The organism is Nonomuraea composti, assembly GCF_012034275.1.
Taxonomy (GTDB): domain Bacteria; phylum Actinomycetota; class Actinomycetes; order Streptosporangiales; family Streptosporangiaceae; genus Nonomuraea; species Nonomuraea composti.
Map to the genome: position 1 here is coordinate 362,855 of NZ_JAATEP010000003.1, position 18,132 is coordinate 380,986.

Annotated in this window: 20 protein-coding genes; 6 read left to right on the forward strand and 14 right to left on the reverse strand. The window is 72.7% G+C overall.

The features are described from left to right. Nucleotides 1-3 precede the first annotated feature (3 nt). Together HCN51_RS07010 and HCN51_RS07015 are read right to left on the reverse strand one after the other, a co-directional pair. Nucleotides 4-1,566 carry a Na+/H+ antiporter gene (locus HCN51_RS07010; RefSeq protein WP_080036469.1) on the reverse strand — a complete coding sequence of 521 codons (1,563 nt, stop codon included), beginning with the start codon at nucleotides 1,564-1,566 and terminating at the stop codon, nucleotides 4-6. Nucleotides 1,567-1,673: 107 nt separating this feature from the next. Continuing rightward, complete coding sequence (locus HCN51_RS07015) at nucleotides 1,674-2,873, reverse strand: hypothetical protein (RefSeq protein ID WP_168007916.1); 1,200 nt, start codon at nucleotides 2,871-2,873, stop codon at nucleotides 1,674-1,676. Between the two features lie 254 nt (nucleotides 2,874-3,127). Here HCN51_RS07015 and HCN51_RS07020 point away from each other — a divergent pair, with 254 nt between their 5' ends. Continuing rightward, nucleotides 3,128-5,122, forward strand: coding sequence for an ATP-dependent DNA helicase (locus tag HCN51_RS07020; RefSeq protein WP_168007918.1), 1,995 nt, complete (start codon nucleotides 3,128-3,130; stop codon nucleotides 5,120-5,122). Between the two features lie 734 nt (nucleotides 5,123-5,856). Here the strand turns inward: HCN51_RS07020 and HCN51_RS07025 are convergent. From HCN51_RS07025 to bar, 11 genes are all read right to left on the reverse strand, one after another. Beyond that, on the reverse strand, nucleotides 5,857-6,609 hold the full coding sequence (locus HCN51_RS07025) for an SGNH/GDSL hydrolase family protein (protein ID WP_080036466.1): 753 nt from the start codon (nucleotides 6,607-6,609) through the stop codon (nucleotides 5,857-5,859). Continuing rightward, on the reverse strand, nucleotides 6,606-7,040 hold the full coding sequence (aroQ, locus tag HCN51_RS07030) for a type II 3-dehydroquinate dehydratase (RefSeq protein ID WP_080036465.1): 435 nt from the start codon (nucleotides 7,038-7,040) through the stop codon (nucleotides 6,606-6,608). Before aroQ ends, HCN51_RS07025 begins: the two co-directional genes overlap by 4 nt. Next, entirely contained in the window at nucleotides 7,037-8,125 is a 1,089-nt protein-coding gene (aroB, locus tag HCN51_RS07035; RefSeq protein ID WP_168007920.1) for a 3-dehydroquinate synthase, read from the reverse strand. The genes aroQ and aroB overlap by 4 nt, the downstream gene beginning before the upstream one ends. Continuing rightward, complete coding sequence (locus HCN51_RS07040; protein ID WP_168007922.1) at nucleotides 8,122-8,625, reverse strand: shikimate kinase; 504 nt, start codon at nucleotides 8,623-8,625, stop codon at nucleotides 8,122-8,124. Before HCN51_RS07040 ends, aroB begins: the two co-directional genes overlap by 4 nt. Further along, complete coding sequence (aroC, locus tag HCN51_RS07045) at nucleotides 8,622-9,803, reverse strand: chorismate synthase (RefSeq protein ID WP_168007924.1); 1,182 nt, start codon at nucleotides 9,801-9,803, stop codon at nucleotides 8,622-8,624. Before aroC ends, HCN51_RS07040 begins: the two co-directional genes overlap by 4 nt. A 43-nt stretch (nucleotides 9,804-9,846) precedes the next feature. After that, nucleotides 9,847-10,428 (reverse strand): prepilin peptidase, encoded by a 582-nt coding sequence (locus tag HCN51_RS07050; RefSeq protein WP_168007926.1) that lies wholly within the window; start codon nucleotides 10,426-10,428, stop codon nucleotides 9,847-9,849. A gap of 65 nt (nucleotides 10,429-10,493) precedes the next feature. Continuing rightward, entirely contained in the window at nucleotides 10,494-11,030 is a 537-nt protein-coding gene (locus tag HCN51_RS07055; RefSeq protein WP_168007928.1) for an SseB family protein, read from the reverse strand. 55 nt (nucleotides 11,031-11,085) lie between these two features. Further along, entirely contained in the window at nucleotides 11,086-11,958 is an 873-nt protein-coding gene (locus HCN51_RS07060) for an HD domain-containing protein (RefSeq protein WP_240972571.1), read from the reverse strand. Continuing rightward, entirely contained in the window at nucleotides 11,892-12,056 is a 165-nt protein-coding gene (locus HCN51_RS59150) for a hypothetical protein (protein ID WP_240972583.1), read from the reverse strand. The genes HCN51_RS07060 and HCN51_RS59150 overlap by 67 nt, the downstream gene beginning before the upstream one ends. Then, nucleotides 12,053-12,382, reverse strand: a complete 330-nt coding sequence (locus HCN51_RS07065) for a PadR family transcriptional regulator (protein ID WP_240972512.1) — start codon at nucleotides 12,380-12,382, stop codon at nucleotides 12,053-12,055. Before HCN51_RS07065 ends, HCN51_RS59150 begins: the two co-directional genes overlap by 4 nt. A gap of 72 nt (nucleotides 12,383-12,454) precedes the next feature. Then, nucleotides 12,455-13,546, reverse strand: coding sequence for a barbiturase (gene bar, locus HCN51_RS07070; protein ID WP_168007932.1), 1,092 nt, complete (start codon nucleotides 13,544-13,546; stop codon nucleotides 12,455-12,457). Between the two features lie 163 nt (nucleotides 13,547-13,709). On the opposite strand from bar, the gene HCN51_RS07075 reads away from it, so the two are divergent. The 3 genes from HCN51_RS07075 to HCN51_RS07085 all read left to right on the forward strand — a co-directional run bounded on the left by HCN51_RS07075 (nucleotide 13,710) and on the right by HCN51_RS07085 (nucleotide 15,956). Then, entirely contained in the window at nucleotides 13,710-14,384 is a 675-nt protein-coding gene (locus tag HCN51_RS07075; RefSeq protein WP_346433559.1) for an alpha/beta fold hydrolase, read from the forward strand. A 63-nt stretch (nucleotides 14,385-14,447) separates the two neighbouring features. Continuing rightward, nucleotides 14,448-15,548: an FUSC family protein gene (locus tag HCN51_RS07080; protein WP_168007934.1), complete on the forward strand. Its 1,101-nt coding sequence runs from the start codon at nucleotides 14,448-14,450 to the stop codon at nucleotides 15,546-15,548. 111 nt (nucleotides 15,549-15,659) lie between these two features. Further along, entirely contained in the window at nucleotides 15,660-15,956 is a 297-nt protein-coding gene (locus HCN51_RS07085; RefSeq protein WP_186404300.1) for an Atu4866 domain-containing protein, read from the forward strand. Here the strand turns inward: HCN51_RS07085 and HCN51_RS07090 are convergent, their stop codons facing one another. Further along, entirely contained in the window at nucleotides 15,957-16,976 is a 1,020-nt protein-coding gene (locus tag HCN51_RS07090; protein ID WP_168007936.1) for an aldo/keto reductase, read from the reverse strand. A 77-nt stretch (nucleotides 16,977-17,053) separates the two neighbouring features. Between HCN51_RS07090 and HCN51_RS07095 the strand changes: the two genes are divergently transcribed. Both HCN51_RS07095 and HCN51_RS07100 read left to right on the forward strand, forming a co-directional pair. Beyond that, entirely contained in the window at nucleotides 17,054-17,620 is a 567-nt protein-coding gene (locus tag HCN51_RS07095) for a TetR/AcrR family transcriptional regulator (RefSeq protein ID WP_168007938.1), read from the forward strand. A gap of 10 nt (nucleotides 17,621-17,630) precedes the next feature. Continuing rightward, a complete protein-coding gene (locus tag HCN51_RS07100) occupies nucleotides 17,631-18,131 on the forward strand; it encodes a hypothetical protein (protein ID WP_168007940.1) in 501 nt (166 codons plus the stop codon). The last annotated feature ends 1 nt before the right edge of the window (nucleotide 18,132 follow it).

An 18,132-nucleotide genomic window follows, 5' to 3' on the forward strand; every position in this document is an offset into this window, starting at 1 on the left:
CCGTCACCGTTCGAGGATCGCCTCCTCGAAGTCGAGCTGCGCCATCACCTCGCGCAGCACCTCGTCGTCGAGGCGGCGCTCGTCACGCAGCCGCACGAACACCTGCCGCTCGGCCTGCAGCATGTCGCGCCGCAGGCGGCGGTAGAGAGCGCTGGGCGTCTCGGCCCCGCCCGCGCCCGTGCCGCCGCCCAGGCGCTCCCACGCCGTCAGCGAGCGGCGCCACGACTTCTCCCTGAGCTGGTCGATGACCTGCCGCTGGATCTCGTCGGGCTCGCCGTCGAGCTCGCCGACCAGCCGCTCCAGCTCCGCCAGGCCCGACTCCAGCGCCGCCTGCTGCGCGGCCGCCTCGGCCAGCCGGTCTTCGTACTGCTCCTGCTCGCTCGACACGCCCAGCCGCCTGATCAGCATGGGGAACGTGGTGCCCTGGATGAGCAGCGTGCCGATCACGGTCGTGAACGTCAGGAACAGCAGCAGCGCCCGGTCGCGCTCGGCCACCCCCGAGATCGAGAACGCCGCCGCCAGCGACACCACGCCCCGCATGCCCGCCCAGCCGAGGATCACGGTCTCCCCCGCCGACGGCCCGGTGCCCTTGTGCAACACTTTGATCACCGACGTGACCGTGAACACCCACACGAACCTGCTGACGATCGTCACCGCCAGCACCGCCGCCGCGTAACCCGCCACCGCCCACGCGCTGTAGCCGGTGATGCCCTCGATCACGGTGACGAGCTGCAGCCCGATGAGCGCGAACACGATCGCCTCGAGGAAGAAGTCGGTCACCTTCCACACCGCGTCGGACACCAGCCGCGTGCCGAACCCGCGCAGATGCATGCGGTTGCCCAGATAGAGGCCCACGATCACGACCGCGATCACGCCCGACGCGTGCACGCTCTCCGCCGCCAGGTAGGCCGCGAACGGGATCAGCAGCATCAGCGTGTTCTCGACCAGCGAGTCACGGGTGTGCTGGAAGATCCAGGCGAAGACGAACGCCAGCGCCAGCCCGATCGCCACGCCCACCGCGGCGGCGAACAGGAACTCCCCCAGCCCCTCCCACAGGTCGACGGCCCCGCCCACGGCCGCCCCGATGGCCACCCGGTAGAGCGTCAGCGCGGTGGCGTCGTTGAACAGGCTCTCGCCGATGAGGATGGTCAGCGACCGGCGCGGCAGGCCCAGCCGCCGCCCGACCGCGACGGCCGCCACCGCGTCGGGCGGCGCGATGATGGCACCCAGCGCGAACGCCAGCGCCAGCGGCAGGCCCGGCAGCAGGAGGTGGACGACCAGCCCGACCACGGCCGTGGTGAACAGCACCAGCCCCACCGACAGCAGGCCCACGGCCCGCTTGACGTCACGCAGGCGCAGGTAGGAGCTGTCGAGCGCGGCCGAGTAGAGCAGCGGGGGCAGGAACACGTAGAGGACGAGCTGCGGCTGCAACGGCACCGCCGGCACCATCGGCGAGACCAGCAGCCCGGCCGCCACCAGCAACAGCGGCGCCGGCCAGCCCTTGCGGCGCGCGACCGCCGCGACCGCCACCGCACCTCCGGCCAGCAGCAGCAACTGCAAACCCATGCTCGGATCCACCGGCGCCCCTCCAGCCCCCAGCCGGGCGATCGCGAGCCGACCGCCTCAGCTCCATCGTCCCGCCGGAAGCGTACCCGGCGTGCCGGGGTGCGGGATCACCACTCCCTGCGGTCGCTTCTTTCGTGGTAGTCGGGCTGCTCGGGGCGCAGGCGCTCGCCCGTGGAGAACATGGGGTCCCCGACGTACGGGCGCGACATGCCCGCGTCGGGCTGCTGGCCGTACTGATCCTGAGAACCGTACTGATCCTGGTGGCCGTACTGGTCCTGTGGCGGGTACTGCTCCTGGCGGCCCAGCGCCAGCAGCGGGTCCACCGGGTTCGGCTGCTGGCTCTGCTGGTACGAGCCGTAGTCCGGAGCGGGCGGCTGCTGTGGAGCGGAGCGGCGGCGGCCCGCCCCCGGGATGCCGTGCATGGGCGTGCCCAGCCCCGCCGCGCTCGGCGTGGGCTGGGGCTGCTGGTAGGTGTCCTGATAGGTGTCGGGGCGCCGGCTCCCGTACGGGTCCGAGGGGTACGGGTCCTGCTGGTACGGCTGCTGCGGGGCCGCCTGGTACGGCTCGGCCGCCTGCGAGGGGAAGCCGAGCGGGTCGGTGCTGAGCGGCGACGGCCTGCGCTGGTCGCCCCCCGGCAGCTGGTAGACCGGTTCGCTGCCGTCGACGTACTGCGGCCCCGTGAACGGATCGGCCTGGGCGGCGGGCTGCTGCGTGTAGTGGGGGCCGCTCAGCGGGTCGGAGGTGTACTGCGGGCCGCTGAAGGGGTCGCCGGTGTACTTCTGCTGCGGGCCCGTGCTGTCCACGTACTGGGGGCCGGTGAAGGGCGCGCGGGGCTCCCCGTACGCGGGCGTGGTGTCACGCGCCGTGTCCCTGGGGGCCGTGGTCTCGCCGTAGGAGGCCACCAGCTTGTCCTGCGGCGCCGGGCCCCTGGCCACGAGGACGTCGTTGGGCGACAGGGCGGCCGTGGGCCGCTCGTCGAGCGGCGGCGCCGGCGGCGGCTGCGTGTGCTGCTGTGCGTGTTGCTGGGGCCGGTGGTAAGTGCCGGTGCCCGGCATGACCTCCGTGCCGGGGTCGTGCGCGGGCACGGCGGGCTGCTCGCCCGTCGCCTCCGCGAACCCCTCGTCGAGGGTGTCGAGCAGCCGGCCGACATCCTCCATCGGCATGCGGAAGCTCGCTGTGCACATCTCGCCCCGCCACAGGCTGAGGACCAGCGTGCCCTCATGCCACGTGACACGCAGGCACCGCTCCTGACCTCGTGCATCGAAGAAGACTTCGCCGAACGACGGCAACGGGACAACTTCCGACATGGCAGACATACTGCTTTAACCAGCCTTTATTCGTCCACTCAACCCCGGAAAACCCAGAGGAACCGGCCTTCCCATCTACACCCGGACTCCCACCGGTCACACCCTGTGAGGATCGTCGGCGACCAGTTGGAGTCCCGATCGCCCAGTGTGCCACGCGACGCGCCGGGAGTATCCGGGAACGCCGGGATGCGTCTGGCCGATCACACCGTGTTCGGCCCGACGTCCGGCCCAGGGGTCGGCACGGCGGCCCCGGAATGCGGGTAGCGTTTACTGCCGTGCCGGACTCCCATCTCCCACCAGTGGACGAACTGCTCAGCATCGCGGTCAGCGCTCTCGGCGGGAGCGAACGGCAGGGCCAGCTCACCATGGTCCGCGCCGTACAGAAGGCCATCGACGACGAGGAGCACCTGGCCGTCCAGGCCGGCACGGGCACCGGGAAATCCCTCGCCTACCTCGTGCCCTCCATCCGGCACGCCATGGACAGCGAGCGCCCCGTCGTCATCTCCACCGCCACCATCGCGCTGCAGCGCCAGCTCGTCGACCGCGACCTGCCCCGGCTGTCCGAGGCGCTGGCCAAGGAGCTGCCGCACGAGCCGACGTTCGCCATCCTGAAGGGCCGCCGCAACTACCTGTGCCGCTACAAGGCGACCGCCGGCTGGCCCGAGGAGGACGAGCAGGACCAGCTCTTCGACCCGCGCGAGGTCAGCGCCACCGGCCGCATGGTGCAGCGCATCCAGGAGTGGGCCGAGGAGACCGAGACCGGCGACCGCGACGAGCTGGTGCCGGGCGTCAGCGAGCAGGCGTGGCGGCAGTTCTCCGTCAGCGCCCAGGAATGCCTGGGCGCCAACCGCTGCCCCAGCGGCGCCGAATGCTTCGCCGAGCTGGCCAGGGCACGAGCCGGCGAGGTCGACGTCGTCGTCACCAACCACGCGCTGCTCGCCATCGACGCCATGGGCGACCTGCCCGTGCTGCCCGAGCACGAGGTGGTCGTCGTCGACGAGGCCCACGAGCTGGTCGACCGCGTCACCTCCGTCGTCACCGGCGAGCTGTCCGAAGCCTCGGTCATGCTCGCCGTACGCCGGGTCGGCCGCCTCATCGACCAGCCCGTCGCCGACCAGCTCATGGAGGCCGGCGAAGACCTCAAGGCGCTGCTGGCCGCCGCCCCGCCCGGCCGCATCGACGAGCTGCCCCAGGTGCTCGGGCTGACCCTCCAGCTCATCCGCGACACCGCCTGGCGCTGCATCACCGCCATGGGCCCGCGCAACGCCGACAAGGACGACCCCGACAAGGCCGGCCAGCGCAAGGCCGCCTTCACCGCGCTCGACGAGGTCCACGACACCGCGGTGCGCATGCTCGACGCCTACGGGCACGCCTCCGAGGCCGACCGCGCCGAAGTGGTCTGGCTCGACGCCGGCACCGACCGCCGCCCGCCCTGCCTGCGGGTCGCGCCGCTCACCGTCAGCGGCATGCTGCGCGACAAGCTGTTCGGCGAACGCACGGTCGTGCTCACCTCCGCCACGCTCGCGCTCGGCGGCACCTTCGACGCGCTGGCCGCGCAATGGGGCCTCGCCGACGGCACATGGCAGGGCATCGACGTCGGCTCCCCGTTCGACCACCCCCGCGCCGGCATCCTGTACGTCGCCAAACACCTCCCCCAGCCCGGCCGCGACGGGCTCCCCCAGCAGTACCTCGACGAGATCGCCGAGCTCATCGAAGCCGCCGGCGGCCGCACCCTCGGCCTGTTCTCCTCCATGCGCGCCGCCAAGGCCGCCACCGAGGCGCTGCGCGACCGCCTCGACGTCCCGCTCCTATGTCAGGGCGACGACTCCACGATGCTCCTGGTCAAGCAGTTCGCCGAGGACGAGCCCACCTGCCTGTTCGGCACCCTGTCCCTCTGGCAGGGCGTCGACGTCCCCGGCCCCTCGCTCCGCCTCGTCATCATCGACCGCGTCCCCTTCCCCCGCCCCGACGACCCCCTCACCTCCGCCCGCCAGCGCCACGTGGCCGCCAGAGGCGGCAACGGCTTCATGGCCGTGGCCGCCAACCACGCCGCCCTCCTCCTCGCCCAGGGCGCCGGCCGCCTCCTGCGCTCCCAGAACGACAAGGGCGTCATCGCCGTCCTCGACCCCCGCCTCGCCACGGCCCGCTACAGCGGCTTCCTGCTGAACTCGCTCCCCCCGTTCTGGCGCACCATGGACCCGGCCATTCCCCGAGCCGCCCTGAAACGCCTCGCCGCCGACCCCTCCTGACCCGCGCCGGGTTGGGTGGGCGGGCACCCGCAAGCGCTTCCCCTCCGCCACAACGACCTTGTCGCCACTCGCCGCCCACTTTGCGCCGAACCGCGCCGCACACCGCCCCACCGCACCGGCGCTCGAAAGGCACGTGCCCTGAAGGCACGACTCGACGCCCAGCTCGGCAGGACACGGCTCGGTGGGCTACAGCCCGACGCGGCTCGGAGCAGTGCACGGCACGGCGCACGGCACGGCCCGAGGCAGGCTCACGGCTTGACGAGCCAGGGCAGGGCAGGGCTTGGTGAGGCACGGCTCGACGCAATTCGGGGCAGAGCACGACACGGCGCAAGACCGCTCTCAACGCGCGTCGGACCACCGGCCCCTTCAAGCGCCGGTACGGCGAGCAGCCCAATGGCGCGACTCGGCGCAACGCGCACGGCGAGCAACCCGACGATCCGGCCCAGCGCGCCCGGCAGGTAGTGGAGGGAACGGCAGCCGCACCACCGCGCCGCCGAACCAGCCCGCCGCACCGCCGCCCCATGCGGGCGCCGGTGCGGCGAGGAGTCCTACGGGCCGGGCCGGCGCAACGGGTGCGGCGAGCACCCGGGAGGGGTATGACCACGGAACTCGGTCAAGGATGCGCCGTTACGGCGGCCGGCCACGTGCGGGTCTAGAAGCGTCCCCCTGGAGGCGCTCAGCCACGTGCGCAGGGTGGCGCCCACCGGGCCTTGCCGTAAAAAAGGAAGAAAAAATCACCAAGGGGCGAGATCGGGCCGCTTGGGAGAGACCCCGTCGCCGGAGGAGACGCCGCGCAGGCGGCGGGCCACCCACGGCACGAGGTGCTCGCGCAGCCACTGCGCGTCCTCGCGCCGCCGCGCCCGCGGATCCACTTCCCGCTGCGGCCACTCCTTGCGCCAGTCCTCGAACGGCACCCCGAGCACGTCGAGGACGCGTGCGGCCACGAGCCGGTGCCCGTCCTCGTTCATGTGGAGGCGGTCGGGGCTCCAGGCGCGCCAGTCGCGCAGGCCCTGCATGGACCACTGGTCGACGAGCCGGCAGCCGTACAGGTCGGCGATGGAGCGGATGTGCAGGTAGTAGATGGCGAAGCGGCCCCGCAGGCGGCGCATGATGGGCGTGTCGCGCGGGTCGACGCCGGTGAACAGCAGCACGTCGGCCCCGCCGCGCCGCAGGTCGCGGACGGCGGCGGCGAGTTTCTTGGCCATCACGTCGGGGTCGCTGCCGGGCCGGAGCAGATCGTTGCCGCCGGCGCAGAAGCTGACCAGGTCGGGGGCCATCTCGACGGCCAGCGGCACCTGCTCGGCCACGATCTGGTCGAGCAGTTTGCCGCGCACGGCCAGGTTGGCGTAGCGGAAGGAGGGGTCGTCGGCGGCGAGCCGCTCGGCCACCCGGTCGGCCCAGCCACGGTAGTGCCCGTCCGGTCCGGGATCGTTCAGTCCTTCTGTGAAGCTGTCACCGAGGGCGACGAAGGACTTGTAGTGCCTCATGAGGTGGTGTTCATCTCCGAAATAGCATGCAGCGCAAGGACGTACGACTGTAGTCCGAAGCCCGCGATGGTGCCCGTCGCCACCCCGGCCACGACGGAGGTATGGCGAAACTCTTCCCTGGCGGCGGGGTTGGAGATGTGCACTTCGATGAGCGGGGCGGTGCGCTGGGCGATGGCGTCGCGCAGCGCGTAGGAGTAGTGGGTGAAGGCGGCGGGGTTGAGCACGACGGGGATGGCGCCGTCGCAGGCTTCGTGGATCCAGCCGATCAGCTCGGCCTCGGAGTCGGTCTGGCGCACGTCGACGTCGTGGCCGAGCTTGCCGGCGGTCTCGCGGCAGAGGTTGACGAGGTCCTCGTAGGTGTCGGCGCCGTAGATGGAGGGCTCGCGCTTGCCGAGCCGGCCCAGGTTGGGCCCGTTGAGTACGAGGATCATGCGGAGATCTCCTTGTAGGCGGCTTCGAGCAGCTCTTCCGCGGGGCCTTCGAGGCGGCCGGGTCTGGCGAGGTCGTCGAGGACGACGAAGCGCTGCTTGGCGCCGCGGTTCTTCTTGTCGAGGCGCATGTGGTCGCGCAGCCGGGGCCAGGCGTCGGCGCGGTGGCTGATGGGCAGGCCGACGCTGGTGAGGATGGCGCGGGTGCGGGCGACGACGTCGGCGCGGCCGGACAGCCTGGACAGCTCGGCGGCGTAGACCATGCCGATGGCGACGGCCTCGCCGTGGCGGATGGCGTAGTGCTCGTCGCGTTCGATGGCGTGGGCGAGCGTGTGGCCGTAGTTGAGGATCTCGCGCAGGCCGGCCTCGCGCAGGTCGGCGCCGACGACGTCGGCCTTGACCTGGATCTTGCGTTCGATCAGCTCGCGCGTGTGGGGGCCGTCGGGGCGGGTGGCGGCCTCCGGGTCTGCCTCGATGAGGCGCAGGATCTCGGGGTCGGCGATGAAGCCGCCCTTGATGATCTCGGCCAGGCCGGCGACGTAGTCGGCCTTCGGCATGCTGGCCAGCGTGGACAGCTCGCACAGGACGCCGGCGGGCGGCAGGAAGGTGCCGACGAGGTTCTTGCCTTCGGGCGTGTCGATGCCGTTCTTGCCGCCGACCGCGGCGTCGACCATGGCCAGCAGCGTCGTCGGGACGAGCACGACCTGCACGCCGCGCAGCCACGTCGCCGCCACGAACCCGGCCAGGTCCGTCGTCGCGCCCCCGCCCACGCCGATCACGGCGTCGGAGCGGGTGACGCCGTGGCGGCCCAGCTCGGACCAGAGGCGCGCGGCCACCTCGACGGTCTTGGCCTGCTCGCCGTCGGGCACGGGCAGCTCGACGACCTCGTAGCCGCTCTCCGCCAGCGCGGCGGCGACCGGGCGGGTCAGCTCGGGCAGCGTCTCGGGGCCGATCACGGCGACGGTGCGCACGCCGGGCTTGAGCAGCGTGGTCAGCTCGGCCAGCACGCCGGTGCCGACCACCACGTCGTACGGGCTGTCGCCGCGCACGTGGATCCTCGTCGCGGCACTCTCACTGGGGGCCGTCATGCGGGCAGCCCCCTCACGATCTCGTCGGCGAGCTCCTCCGGCTCACGCTTGTCGGTCACCACCGTCACCGCGGCCAGCCGCTCGTAGACCGGCCGCCGCTCCTCCATGAGCTTCTTGAGCTGGCTGCGCGGGTTGAGCACCAGCAGCGGCCTGGCCGCGGCGAGCCCGACCCGCTGCACCGCGTCGGACAGCCCGACCTGGAGGTAGACGACGTGGTGGCCGGCGAGCAGCGCCTGCGTCTCCTCGTGCAGGACGGCGCCGCCGCCGAGGGACAGGATGCCGTCGTGCTCGGCCAGGGCGCGGCGCACCGCCTCGTGCTCCAGCTCACGGAAGCGGGCCTCGCCGTCCTCGACGAAGATGTCGGCGACGGGCTTGCCCGCCACTGCCTCGACGTCGGCGTCGGTGTCGCGGAACTCGACGCCGAGCCGCTCGGCGAGCAGCCGCCCGAGCGTGGTCTTGCCGGACCCGGGAGGCCCGATCAGCACAGCCTTGGCCGTCATTTGATCACCATGGATGAGAGGTAGCCGGACAGGTTGCGGGCGACTTCCTCCACGGAGTCGCCGCCGAACTTCTCGATCGCCGCGTCGGCCAGCACCAGCGCGACCATCGCCTCGGCCACGATGCCCGCCGCCGGGACCGCGCACACGTCGGAGCGCTCGTGGTGGGCCTTGGCGGCCTCGCCGGTCTTGACGTCGATCGTGGCCAGCGCCCTGGGAACGGTGGAGATCGGCTTCATCGCGGCGCTGACCCGCAGGATCTCGCCGTTGGTCATGCCGCCCTCGAGGCCGCCCGCGCGGTTGGTGACGCGGCGCACGCCGTCGGCGGTGGTGTACTCGATCTCGTCGTGGGCGCGGGAGCCGGGCCTGCGCGCGGTCTCGAAGCCGTCGCCGACCGCGACGCCCTTGATCGCCTGGATGCCCATGAGGGCCCCGGCGAGCCTGGAGTCGAGCCGCCGGTCCCAGTGCGTGTAGCTGCCCAGGCCGGGCGGCAGGTTGTAGGCGAGAACCTCGACGACGCCGCCGAGCGTGTCGCCGTCTTTGTGCGCCTTGTCGATCACGGCGACCATCGCGGCGCTGCCCTCGGGGTCGGCGCAGCGGACCGGGTCGGCGTCGATCCTGGCCAGGTCGCCCGGGCCGGGCAGCGTCTCGGCCGGGGTGCGCGCGCCGCCGATCTCGGTGACGTGGCTGACGATGTCGACGCCGAGCGCCTGCTTCAGGAACCGCCGGGCGACCTCGCCCAGCGCCACCCGCGCCGCCGTCTCGCGGGCGCTGGCCCGGTCGAGGACGTTACGGGCGTCGTCGAAGCCGTACTTCTGCATGCCCGCGAGGTCGGCGTGCCCGGGACGGGGGCGGGACCTGGGGGCGTTGCGGGCCAGGCCCTCCAGCTCGGCCGGGTCGACCGGGTCGGCCGCCATGACCTTCTCCCACTTGGGCCACTCCGTGTTGCCGACCCTGATCGCGACCGGGCTGCCCATCGTGCGCCCGTGCCGGACACCGCCGGCGATCGTCACCTCGTCCTGCTCGAACTTCATCCGAGCGCCGCGCCCATAACCGAGCCTGCGGCGGCGCAGTGCCTCGTCGATGGCGCCCGTGGTCACCCCTACCCCGGCCGGCAGGCCTTCGAGGATGGCGACGAGTTCGGGCCCGTGGGACTCTCCGGCGGTCAACCAGCGCAACATGCGTACAAGTCTTCCATGTACGGCCCAGTGAGATGTCCCTCGATCACCATCCGAGACAGAGTGTCGGGAGCGTGCCGAGCAGCATGAAGGTGCCGAAGGGGAACTCGGTGTGCCGGGTGGCCCGGCCGGTGGCCAGCAAGCAGAGCGCGTAGACCGCGCCGAGCAGCTGCCCGCAGAAGGCCGCCACGACCAGGGCCTGCCAGCTCAGCGCGGCGGTCGCCATGCCGATCAGCCCGGCGATCTTGACGTCGCCGAGCCCCATCGCCTCCGGTCTGACGAGCCACAGTAGCGCGTACACCGCCGTCAGCGCCGCCCCGCCGGCCAGCGCCCTGGGCAGCTCCCCTGTGGGGAGCAGCGCCACCGCCATGATCGGGTACGCCGGTAGCGTGATCGCGTCGGGCAGCGTGCTGGTCCGCCAGTCGATGACGGCCAGCGCCACGGCGATCACGGCGAAGCACACGTACGGCGGCCCGGCCCGCCACCCCGCCAGCGCGGCCACGGCGGCGCTGACCAGCTCCAGCGCCGGCCAGGGGCGGGCGAGAGCGGGCTCGCCGGAGTAGGAGGCGGCCAGCGCCCTGATGCGGTCTCCGCAGACGAGGCCGGCCAGCGCCATGAGTGCCACCACCCGGCCGACGCTAACCGCGCCCGCGGGCCGCCCGCGCCCGGCCATGCACAGTGGGTATGGGACGGTCAGCGCTTCCTGGAGAACCAGCGGCGCTTGCGCGGCGGGGCCTCCTCCACCTTGGCCACGGTCACGCCGGCCAGCTCGCTCACTGTCCCCGACTCGACCGCGGCCAGCGCCGCCAGCACCTCGCCCTCGATCACGAACTGCACCGGCCCCGCCACGTCCACCACGACCGCCGCCGCCCGCTCCTGCACGGCCGCCTGGCAGACCTGCAGCGTGGTCGCCTGGATCGGGCGCGCGTCGGGCCGCCATTTGGTGAGCGCCTGCGTGCCGGTGAACGCGAGCACCGCCTGCCTGCCGTCCTGCCCGACGAGCTTCGGCAGGGCCATCTCGCTCTCCTTCTCCTGCCGCAGCCCGTGCTCCCCCACCTCGGACTCGGTCAGCAACGCGACCACGGGCACCAGCAGGCGGGCGCCGCTGAGCGCGTTCAGCACCTCGGCGGGGCCGGCCGTGCCCTCCTGGTAGGCGGCCAGGGCGGCGGCGACGGCGGGGGCGGCGCCGCCGTCGTCGTTCGGGTCGAGGGGTCGCGGGATGCTCGGCACAACGTCCGAGACTACCGGCGCCCGCCACCGCCCCCGATCCCGGCCGCGTTCCTGGTCACTCGCGTTCGTCCCCGTCCCCGTCCCCGAGCCTGGCCCGGACCGTGTGGATCGCCGCCGTCAGCACGGGCGGCACGGTGATGGCGATGACGACGGCGTCGGCGAGCCGGTCGGCCGCCGCGTCCAGCACGAGCCAGCCGAGCAGCGGCGCGAGCAGGGCCCACGCCCGCAGATCCGACCGCACGACCCAGCGCAGAAGGCGCACCGCCGCGGGTTCGCCGCGCGGGAGGGCGGCGTGCCGGCGCAGCGTCAGCGCCATGCGCGGCATGCCGGCCAGCAGCCGGAACGCGAACCGCAACCGGGCTCTGCCGCCGGGCAGCGCGAGCAGCTCGCCCAGCCATTCCTCCACCCACCTGGTCCGCGCCACCGGCGGAAGCAGGATCGCGCCCGCGGCGACGACCCCGAAGGAGACGTGCGCGCCGCCGAGCCCGGACAGGTTCGCCAGGGCCAGCCGCCGCAGCTCCTCCTCGACCTGCGGCAACCCCAGGCGGGCCGCGACGGGCGCGACGACCTCCAGGTTCTCCCGCGAGTTCACCCGCTGCCTGGCCTCGGGCAGGCCGCCGATCGTGCGCTGGTTGTGCAGCCGATCCGCGAGCTTCAGCGTGAGCAAGCGCTTGTCCATGGAGACAGGCCACTCGGGTGGCGTGCGCCGGGCGAAGCCGCATCGCATGGCGCGCAGCAGGCCGATGATCACCGGGCCGAACTCGGCGGCCAGTTCCTCTTCGGGGCAGGCCGTCGCCTCCAGCACCTCGTGGAGCAGCGCCGCGCAGAGCAGCTCGTGGTCCATGCGCAGCTCGGCCAGGATCACCGCGACGGCGACCGGATGGGTGATGTACGGGCTCCCGTCGCGGCGAACCGCCCGTCGTGCCAGCGGGCGGCCACCTCGTACGCCCTGAGCACCAGCCGCAGCTGCTCCTCGGCCAGCGCATCCCCGACGACCCGCAGCAGAGGCTGGAGATGATCGCTCACGACAACCCCACCACCCATCCCGGCACCCGCTGCCGCCGCGACCGGTAAGCCTTGGCGATCGCCTCGCGCGCCTGCTCGGCACCGTCCGTGGTGATCCGGTAGTAGCGGCGCCGCGGGCGCCCCTCCGTGACGTGCGTCTCCGGCTCCTCCCACCGGCTCTCCACCCACCCGGCCTGCTCCAGCCGCGCCAGGATCGGGTAGAGCGTGCCGCTGGGCAGCCCGGCGAGCTCGCACAGCTCCAGCCCGTAGCGCTCGCGTTCGGGGGCGGCGAGCAGGGCGCGCAGCACCGCCTGCGTGGGCATCGTCATCCTCAGGCGGTCCTGCATGTGTCGAACTCTACATAGGTAGATGTACGCGCACCGTCACCAAAGGGTGCGAGCCGTGTGCCCCGCGCTCCCTCACCCCAGGTCGGCGATCGCGGCCACCGGCCCGCCGCCGGACGGCCCCTGGTGCACGGCCGCCACCGACACGAACACCGCCGGATCCCCCGTGACCGACGCGGCCACCCCGCCCACGGCCGCCTTGATCTGGCGGTGCCAGTGCACGTCGGAGTCGTCCAGCATGATGTTGCGCCGGCCGCGCACCCGTCCGGACGGGTCGGCCTCGCACTTCATGAAGACGTTCACCAGCCGCCCGCCGAGGTCCGAAGGATGGGGGCGGTCGGGCAGCGGGAGGCCGGCGTCGCGGATGGCCTCCCAGATGCCGTCGGCGTCGAGGGCGTCCTTCATGACGCTGTGACCGATGCGGTAGCGCCCGCCGATGCCCCGGACGTTGCCCACGAGCACGATCTGCGCGCGGTCCAGCTCGACCCCGGACGAGCAGGAGGCGACCGACGAGTACAGCGACAGGTCCTTGTGGATCTGGCCGGCGGCCGGCATCTCGATCTCGCCGAGAGCGACGGCGATGCCGAGGGCCGTGGTGGAGTTGGACAGGTCCATGGAGGGGCCGGTCTCCTCGATGGCGGTGTCCCGGCCGCGGCTCTTGGCGTCGGTGATGGTGGCCAGGGTGAGCAGCGGCGTCTTGGTCTGGACGTAGTGCACGTCGCGCGGGTCGTCGATGCCGGCGATCTTCATGGCTTCGCGGACGCCGGCGGCGACCTTCTCGACCATGGCGGGCCGGCCGATGTCCTCGGGGAGGATGACCTCGCTCATGGCGACGCCGACGGACAGGCGGGGCTCCTCGGAGGCGGGCGCGTCGGCCGTGGTGGCGAAGATGGTGGCGTGCGGGCTGAGGATGCCGTCGGTGCCGCCGGACCAGACGAGCGGCACGCTGTCGGGCGAGGGGTGCCCGTGCTCGGCCAGGACCTCGCGGAAGGCGCGGTCGGCGAGGATGCGGGTGTAGTCGTTGACGCCGCCGTTGCCCTCGGTCTTGCCGATGACGGCCAGCACCCGCTCCGCCTCGATGACGCCGTCGGCGATGAGCCTGGACAGGCCGGAGGCGTCGGTGACGCTCTCGATCGGCACCTTGCGCACTTCGATCGGGTCCGGCATGCCTTGCCCTTTCTGCTGGTGGCGGGTCCCCACGCTACCGAGCGGGTCGGCGGGGTTCATGGTCAATGTGTGCCCATGAAGCCCGGCGGTGATGTCAAGGTGCGCTCAGCGCCCTCATAAGGTCGGGGCTCTCATGAGGTCGGGGCTCTCATAGGGTCGGGCTGTGATTCGCGAAGCACACGTCAACGGGATCAGGCTCGTGTACCGGGAGGAAGGCGACCCCGCCGCTCCTGCGCTGGTACTGCTCCACGGGCGCACCGCCGACCACAACGACTGGAACGGCATCACCCAGCACTTCGCGGCCCGCCATCACGTGCTCGCGCCGGACCTGCGGGGCCACGGGGCCAGCGACCGTCCGGGCTCGTACCCGCTGCCGGAGATGGCGGCGGACGTGGTCGCGCTGCTCGGCCACCTGGGCGTGGAACGGGTCCGGCTGGTCGGGCACTCGCTCGGCGCCGTGGTCGCCGCGCACGTGGCGATGGGCCGTCCGGACCTGATCGAGCGGCTCGTCCTGGAGGACCCGCCGCCCGCGTACCCGATCACGGGGCGCCCGCCGATCGTGGAGGACGGGCCGGCCGCCTTCGACTGGCGGATGATGCACGACACCGAGCGGCAGCTCATCGACCCCGACCCCGCCTACGTCGAGGGGCTCGCCAGGATCACGGCGCCGACGCTGGTGCTGTCGGGCACGCGCAGCCCGTTCGAGCCGGACCTGGCGGAGCGCATCCCGGGCGCGGAGCTGGTGCGGGTCGAGGCGGGGCACCTGGTGCACATGGACGCCCGCAAGGAGTTCCTGCGCGTGGTGGACGCGTTCCTCGCGCGGGCGCCCCGCACCTGACGAAAAGGACTTAGCCGGGGCAAACGTGACCTTAACGTCATAAAGATCAGCGAAGGTGGAGGGGTGCTTACCAGGCTCAGCGATCTTGTGAAGGAACGGCTGGGCACGTTCGGCCTGACGGCCCCGTCGATCGCGCAGTGCGCGGTGGGCTCCGCCCTGGCCTGGACCGCCGCCATCGAGCTGCTCGGCCACCCCCGCCCGTTCTTCGCCCCCATCTCCGTGCTGATCTGCGTCGGCGTCGGCCTGGGGCAGCGGCTGCGGCGGGTCGTCGAACTGGTCGTCGGGGTCAGCCTCGGCGTCGGCGTCGGCGACCTGCTGGTGTCGTGGATCGGCTCGGGCGCCTGGCAGCTCGCCCTGGTGGTCGCGCTGGCCATGACGGTGGCCGTGCTGCTCAACAGCGGGGCCCTGTTCGTGGCGCAGGCGGGCTCGTCGGCCGTGCTGGTGGCGACCCTGGTTCCGGGCGACGGGGCCGGCGGCCTCGACCGCATGGCCGACGCGCTCACCGGCGGCGTCATCGGGATCGCGGCGGTGGCGCTGCTGCCGGCCAGCCCGTTCACGATCGCCGCCAAACACCTGTCGGGGGTGCTCGACGCGCTGTCCACCGTGCTGGAGCGGGCGGCCGAGGCCATCGAGAAACGCGACGCGGACCTGGCCGCCGAGGCGCTGGAGGAGGCGCGTACGACGCAGGCGGCGGTGGAGGAGTTCGAGGCGGCGCTGGAGACCAGCAAGGAGATCACGATGATCTCGCCGCTGCACTGGCACCGGCGCGCCCGCCTGGCCCGCTACGAGACCGCCGCCGTGCCGGTGGACCTGGCGCTGCGCAACGCCAGGGTGCTGTGCAGGCGCACTCTGGCCTCTCTGGGCGAGTCGAGCCCGCCGCCGGCCGCGCTGGCGGAGGCGATGCGCGAGGTGTCGGAGGCGGCGCTGCTGCTGCAACTGGAGCTCGGCGCCGGCCGGGAGCCGGCCCTGGCCCGTCAGGCGCTGCTGGCGGTGGCCGCCAGGGAACGGCCGGACGGGCTGGGCTTCTCGGCCCACGTGATCATCGCGCAGCTCCGTTCCGTGGTGGTGGACCTGCTGCAGGCGACGGGGATGGAGCACGAGGAGGCCACGGCGGCGCTGACGCCACTGGACGAGGCGGGCGTGAGCGAGCGGCCCGCGCGCTGAGCCCGGCCGCCAGCCTGGGTGCGTTCCTCCTAGGAGTTCCTCACCTCTCCCTCGGCCGCGCCGGCCTGGGCAGACTCGTCTCGACCAGCACCCGGGACGACGGAGGTTCCCATGATCGGCAGAATGCTGCTCACCCTCGGCCTGCTCACCACGACGACCGGCTCGGGCGGCGCCCCGCACCCGTACGTCGGCATGTGGGTCACCGCCGACGGCCGGATCCGGCAGGAGCTGCTGCCCGACGGCCGGTACGAGGAGGCGCGCGACGGCCGGGAGCGCGCCTACACCGGCCGGTACACCGTCACCGGCTCCCACCTCGACTACTTCGACGACGCCGGCTTCACCGCCACGGGGGACGTCCGTGACGGCGTGCTCTACCACGAGCACCTGGTGCTCTACCGGGAGCGGTGATCAGCGGCGCGGGACGAGGTGGAAGAAGGAGCCGTCCATGGGGCCCAGGTCGGCGCGGGAGATCTCGTCCAGCCGGGCCTGCGCGGGCGCGGGCAGGTCGAGGTCGAACGCCTCCAGGTTCTCGCGCAGTTGCTCGACCGTACGGGGGCCGAGCAGCACGGACGTCACCCCGGGCCGGCCCGCGACCCAGGCCAGCGCGACCTTGGACGGTGTGGTGCCGAGCTCGGCCGCGACCTGGGTGACGGCCTCGGCGATCTCCAGGTTGCGCTCGGTGAGCAGGGACTCGGCCCACCGGTTCGCGCCGGGCATGGAGTGGCCGAGGAGCCGGCCCATGCGGCTGCCGGCGTCGGGGGCCTGGCCGCGCCGGTAGCGGCCGGCCAGCACGCCGCCCCCGAGCGTCCCGTACGCGACGACGCCGAGGCCGTGCCGCTCGCACGCCGGCAGGATCTCGGCCTCGATGACCCTCTGGACCAGGGAGTACTGGGGCTGGAGGCTGACGAGCGGAGTGCCACCGACGCGGGCGGCGGCCCATTGCGCCTCGACGATCTGGGTGGCGGTGAAGTTGGAGCAGCCGAGGTAGCGCACCTTGCCCGCCTTGACGAAGCCGTCGAGCGTGGCCATGGTCTCCTCGACGGGCGTCGAAGGGTCCCACTGGTGGCACTGGTAGAGGTCGATGTAGTCGGTGCCGAGCCGGCGCAGGCTGGCGTCGAGGGCCCGGGTGAGGTGGCGGCGCGACAGGCCGCGTCCTTCGGTGCCGACCGGCATGGCGCCCTTGGTGGCCAGCACGATCCACTCGCGCCGGCCTTTCAGCGCGCGGCCGACTATCTCCTCGGTCTCGCCGCGGTGGTACAGGTCGGCGGTGTCGATGAAGTTCCCGCCCGCCTCGGCGAACGCGTCGATGATCCGTCCGGCCTCGGCCTCGTCGCTGGCGGCCAGGCCGTGCTCGGTGCCGAAGTTCATGGTGCCCAGGCAGGCGCGGGAGACGCGCAGGCCGGAGTGTCCCAGGTTCAGGTAGTCCATGAGGGATCCCCTAGAATCGGAATGCTTGTTCCGGATGGACGATACGGAACACTCGTTCCGGATGTCAATGAGGAGTGATGGCGATGATGCGCGCCGACGCGCAACGCAACCGTGCCCGCGTGCTGGACGCCGCCGAGACGGTGCTGGCCAGGGACGGCCTGGCCGCGTCGATGCGCGAGATCGCCGAGGTGGCCGGGGTCGGGGTCGGCACGATCTACCGGCAGTTCCCCACCAAGGAGGCGCTGTACCAGGCCATCGTGGAGGACCGGATGCGGCGGCTGGCCGACCGGGCCGGCGAGCTGGCCACCGCCGAGGATCCGGGGGCGGCGTTCTTCGAGTACTTCACCACGATCGTGGCGGACTCGACGATGAAGAAGGTGCTGGTGGATGCGCTGGCGGCGGCCGGCATCGACGCCAAGGCGGGCTCCCCCGACATCAAGGGGGCGATCGAGACGCTGCTGACGCGGGCGCAGCGGGCCGGGGCGGTGCGCGGCGACGTGGGCATGGAGGAGCTGCTGGCGCTGCTGAGCGCCACGTGCCTGGCCGCGCAGCACCACCATTGGGACGAGGGCCTGCGCACGCGCACGCTGGCGGTCGTCTTCGACGGCCTCCGCCCGGCGCGGGGAGAGGCTGCGCGCGTCTAGAGTGCGCCGGGTGGGAGATCTGTACGAGCTGACGCTGTGCCTCGACCTCACCGCCGCCATCACCGACGACGAGCTGGCCGAGCTGCGCTGGCACCTCGGCCAGGGCCCGCTGCCCGAGCGGCTGCCGATCGGCAGCGACCAGTACGCGGTGACCTACCCGCTCGGCGACCCCGACGACCCCGCCTGCGAGTGGATCACCGACGACCCGGAGCCCCTGTTCGCCCGGCGCGGCCCCGCCTGGCAGGTGGGCGGGGCCCTCGTGGCCGAGCTGGTCCGCCGGGAGCCGGCCGGCTGGGCGCTGACGGTCCGCCACACCGTCCATCCCGACCAGTTCTACTGGGTGAGAACCCTGCTCGGCTGGCTCGGCCGCCACTCGGCGGGCCCCGGCCCGTTCGTCGGCTACCTGCGCTTCAGCGAGAGCACGCGGATCGACCCGCTCCTCGTGGAGGACGGGCGGCTCCGGATGCCGGCGGACGTCGTGGCGCACACCCCGTACTGGCAGGGTGACTGAG

Coding starts and splice junctions, on each gene's coding strand:
- aroQ (WP_080036465.1), bottom strand. CDS start 7,040: ATGATCCTCGTACTCAACGGGCCCAACCTGGGCCGGCTCGGCAAGCGC.
- HCN51_RS07065 (WP_240972512.1), bottom strand. CDS start 12,382: ATGCAGGACCGCCTGAGGATGACGATGCCCACGCAGGCGGTGCTGCGC.
- HCN51_RS07085 (WP_186404300.1), top strand. CDS start 15,660: ATGATCGGCAGAATGCTGCTCACCCTCGGCCTGCTCACCACGACGACC.
- bar (WP_168007932.1), bottom strand. CDS start 13,546: ATGCCGGACCCGATCGAAGTGCGCAAGGTGCCGATCGAGAGCGTCACC.
- HCN51_RS07020 (WP_168007918.1), top strand. CDS start 3,128: ATGCGGGTAGCGTTTACTGCCGTGCCGGACTCCCATCTCCCACCAGTG.
- HCN51_RS07040 (WP_168007922.1), bottom strand. CDS start 8,625: ATGACGGCCAAGGCTGTGCTGATCGGGCCTCCCGGGTCCGGCAAGACC.
- HCN51_RS07090 (WP_168007936.1), bottom strand. CDS start 16,976: ATGGACTACCTGAACCTGGGACACTCCGGCCTGCGCGTCTCCCGCGCC.
- HCN51_RS07095 (WP_168007938.1), top strand. CDS start 17,054: ATGGCGATGATGCGCGCCGACGCGCAACGCAACCGTGCCCGCGTGCTG.
- aroB (WP_168007920.1), bottom strand. CDS start 8,125: ATGACGGCCCCCAGTGAGAGTGCCGCGACGAGGATCCACGTGCGCGGC.
- HCN51_RS07025 (WP_080036466.1), bottom strand. CDS start 6,609: ATGAGGCACTACAAGTCCTTCGTCGCCCTCGGTGACAGCTTCACAGAA.
- HCN51_RS07010 (WP_080036469.1), bottom strand. CDS start 1,566: ATGGGTTTGCAGTTGCTGCTGCTGGCCGGAGGTGCGGTGGCGGTCGCG.
- aroC (WP_168007924.1), bottom strand. CDS start 9,803: ATGTTGCGCTGGTTGACCGCCGGAGAGTCCCACGGGCCCGAACTCGTC.
- HCN51_RS07015 (WP_168007916.1), bottom strand. CDS start 2,873: ATGTCGGAAGTTGTCCCGTTGCCGTCGTTCGGCGAAGTCTTCTTCGAT.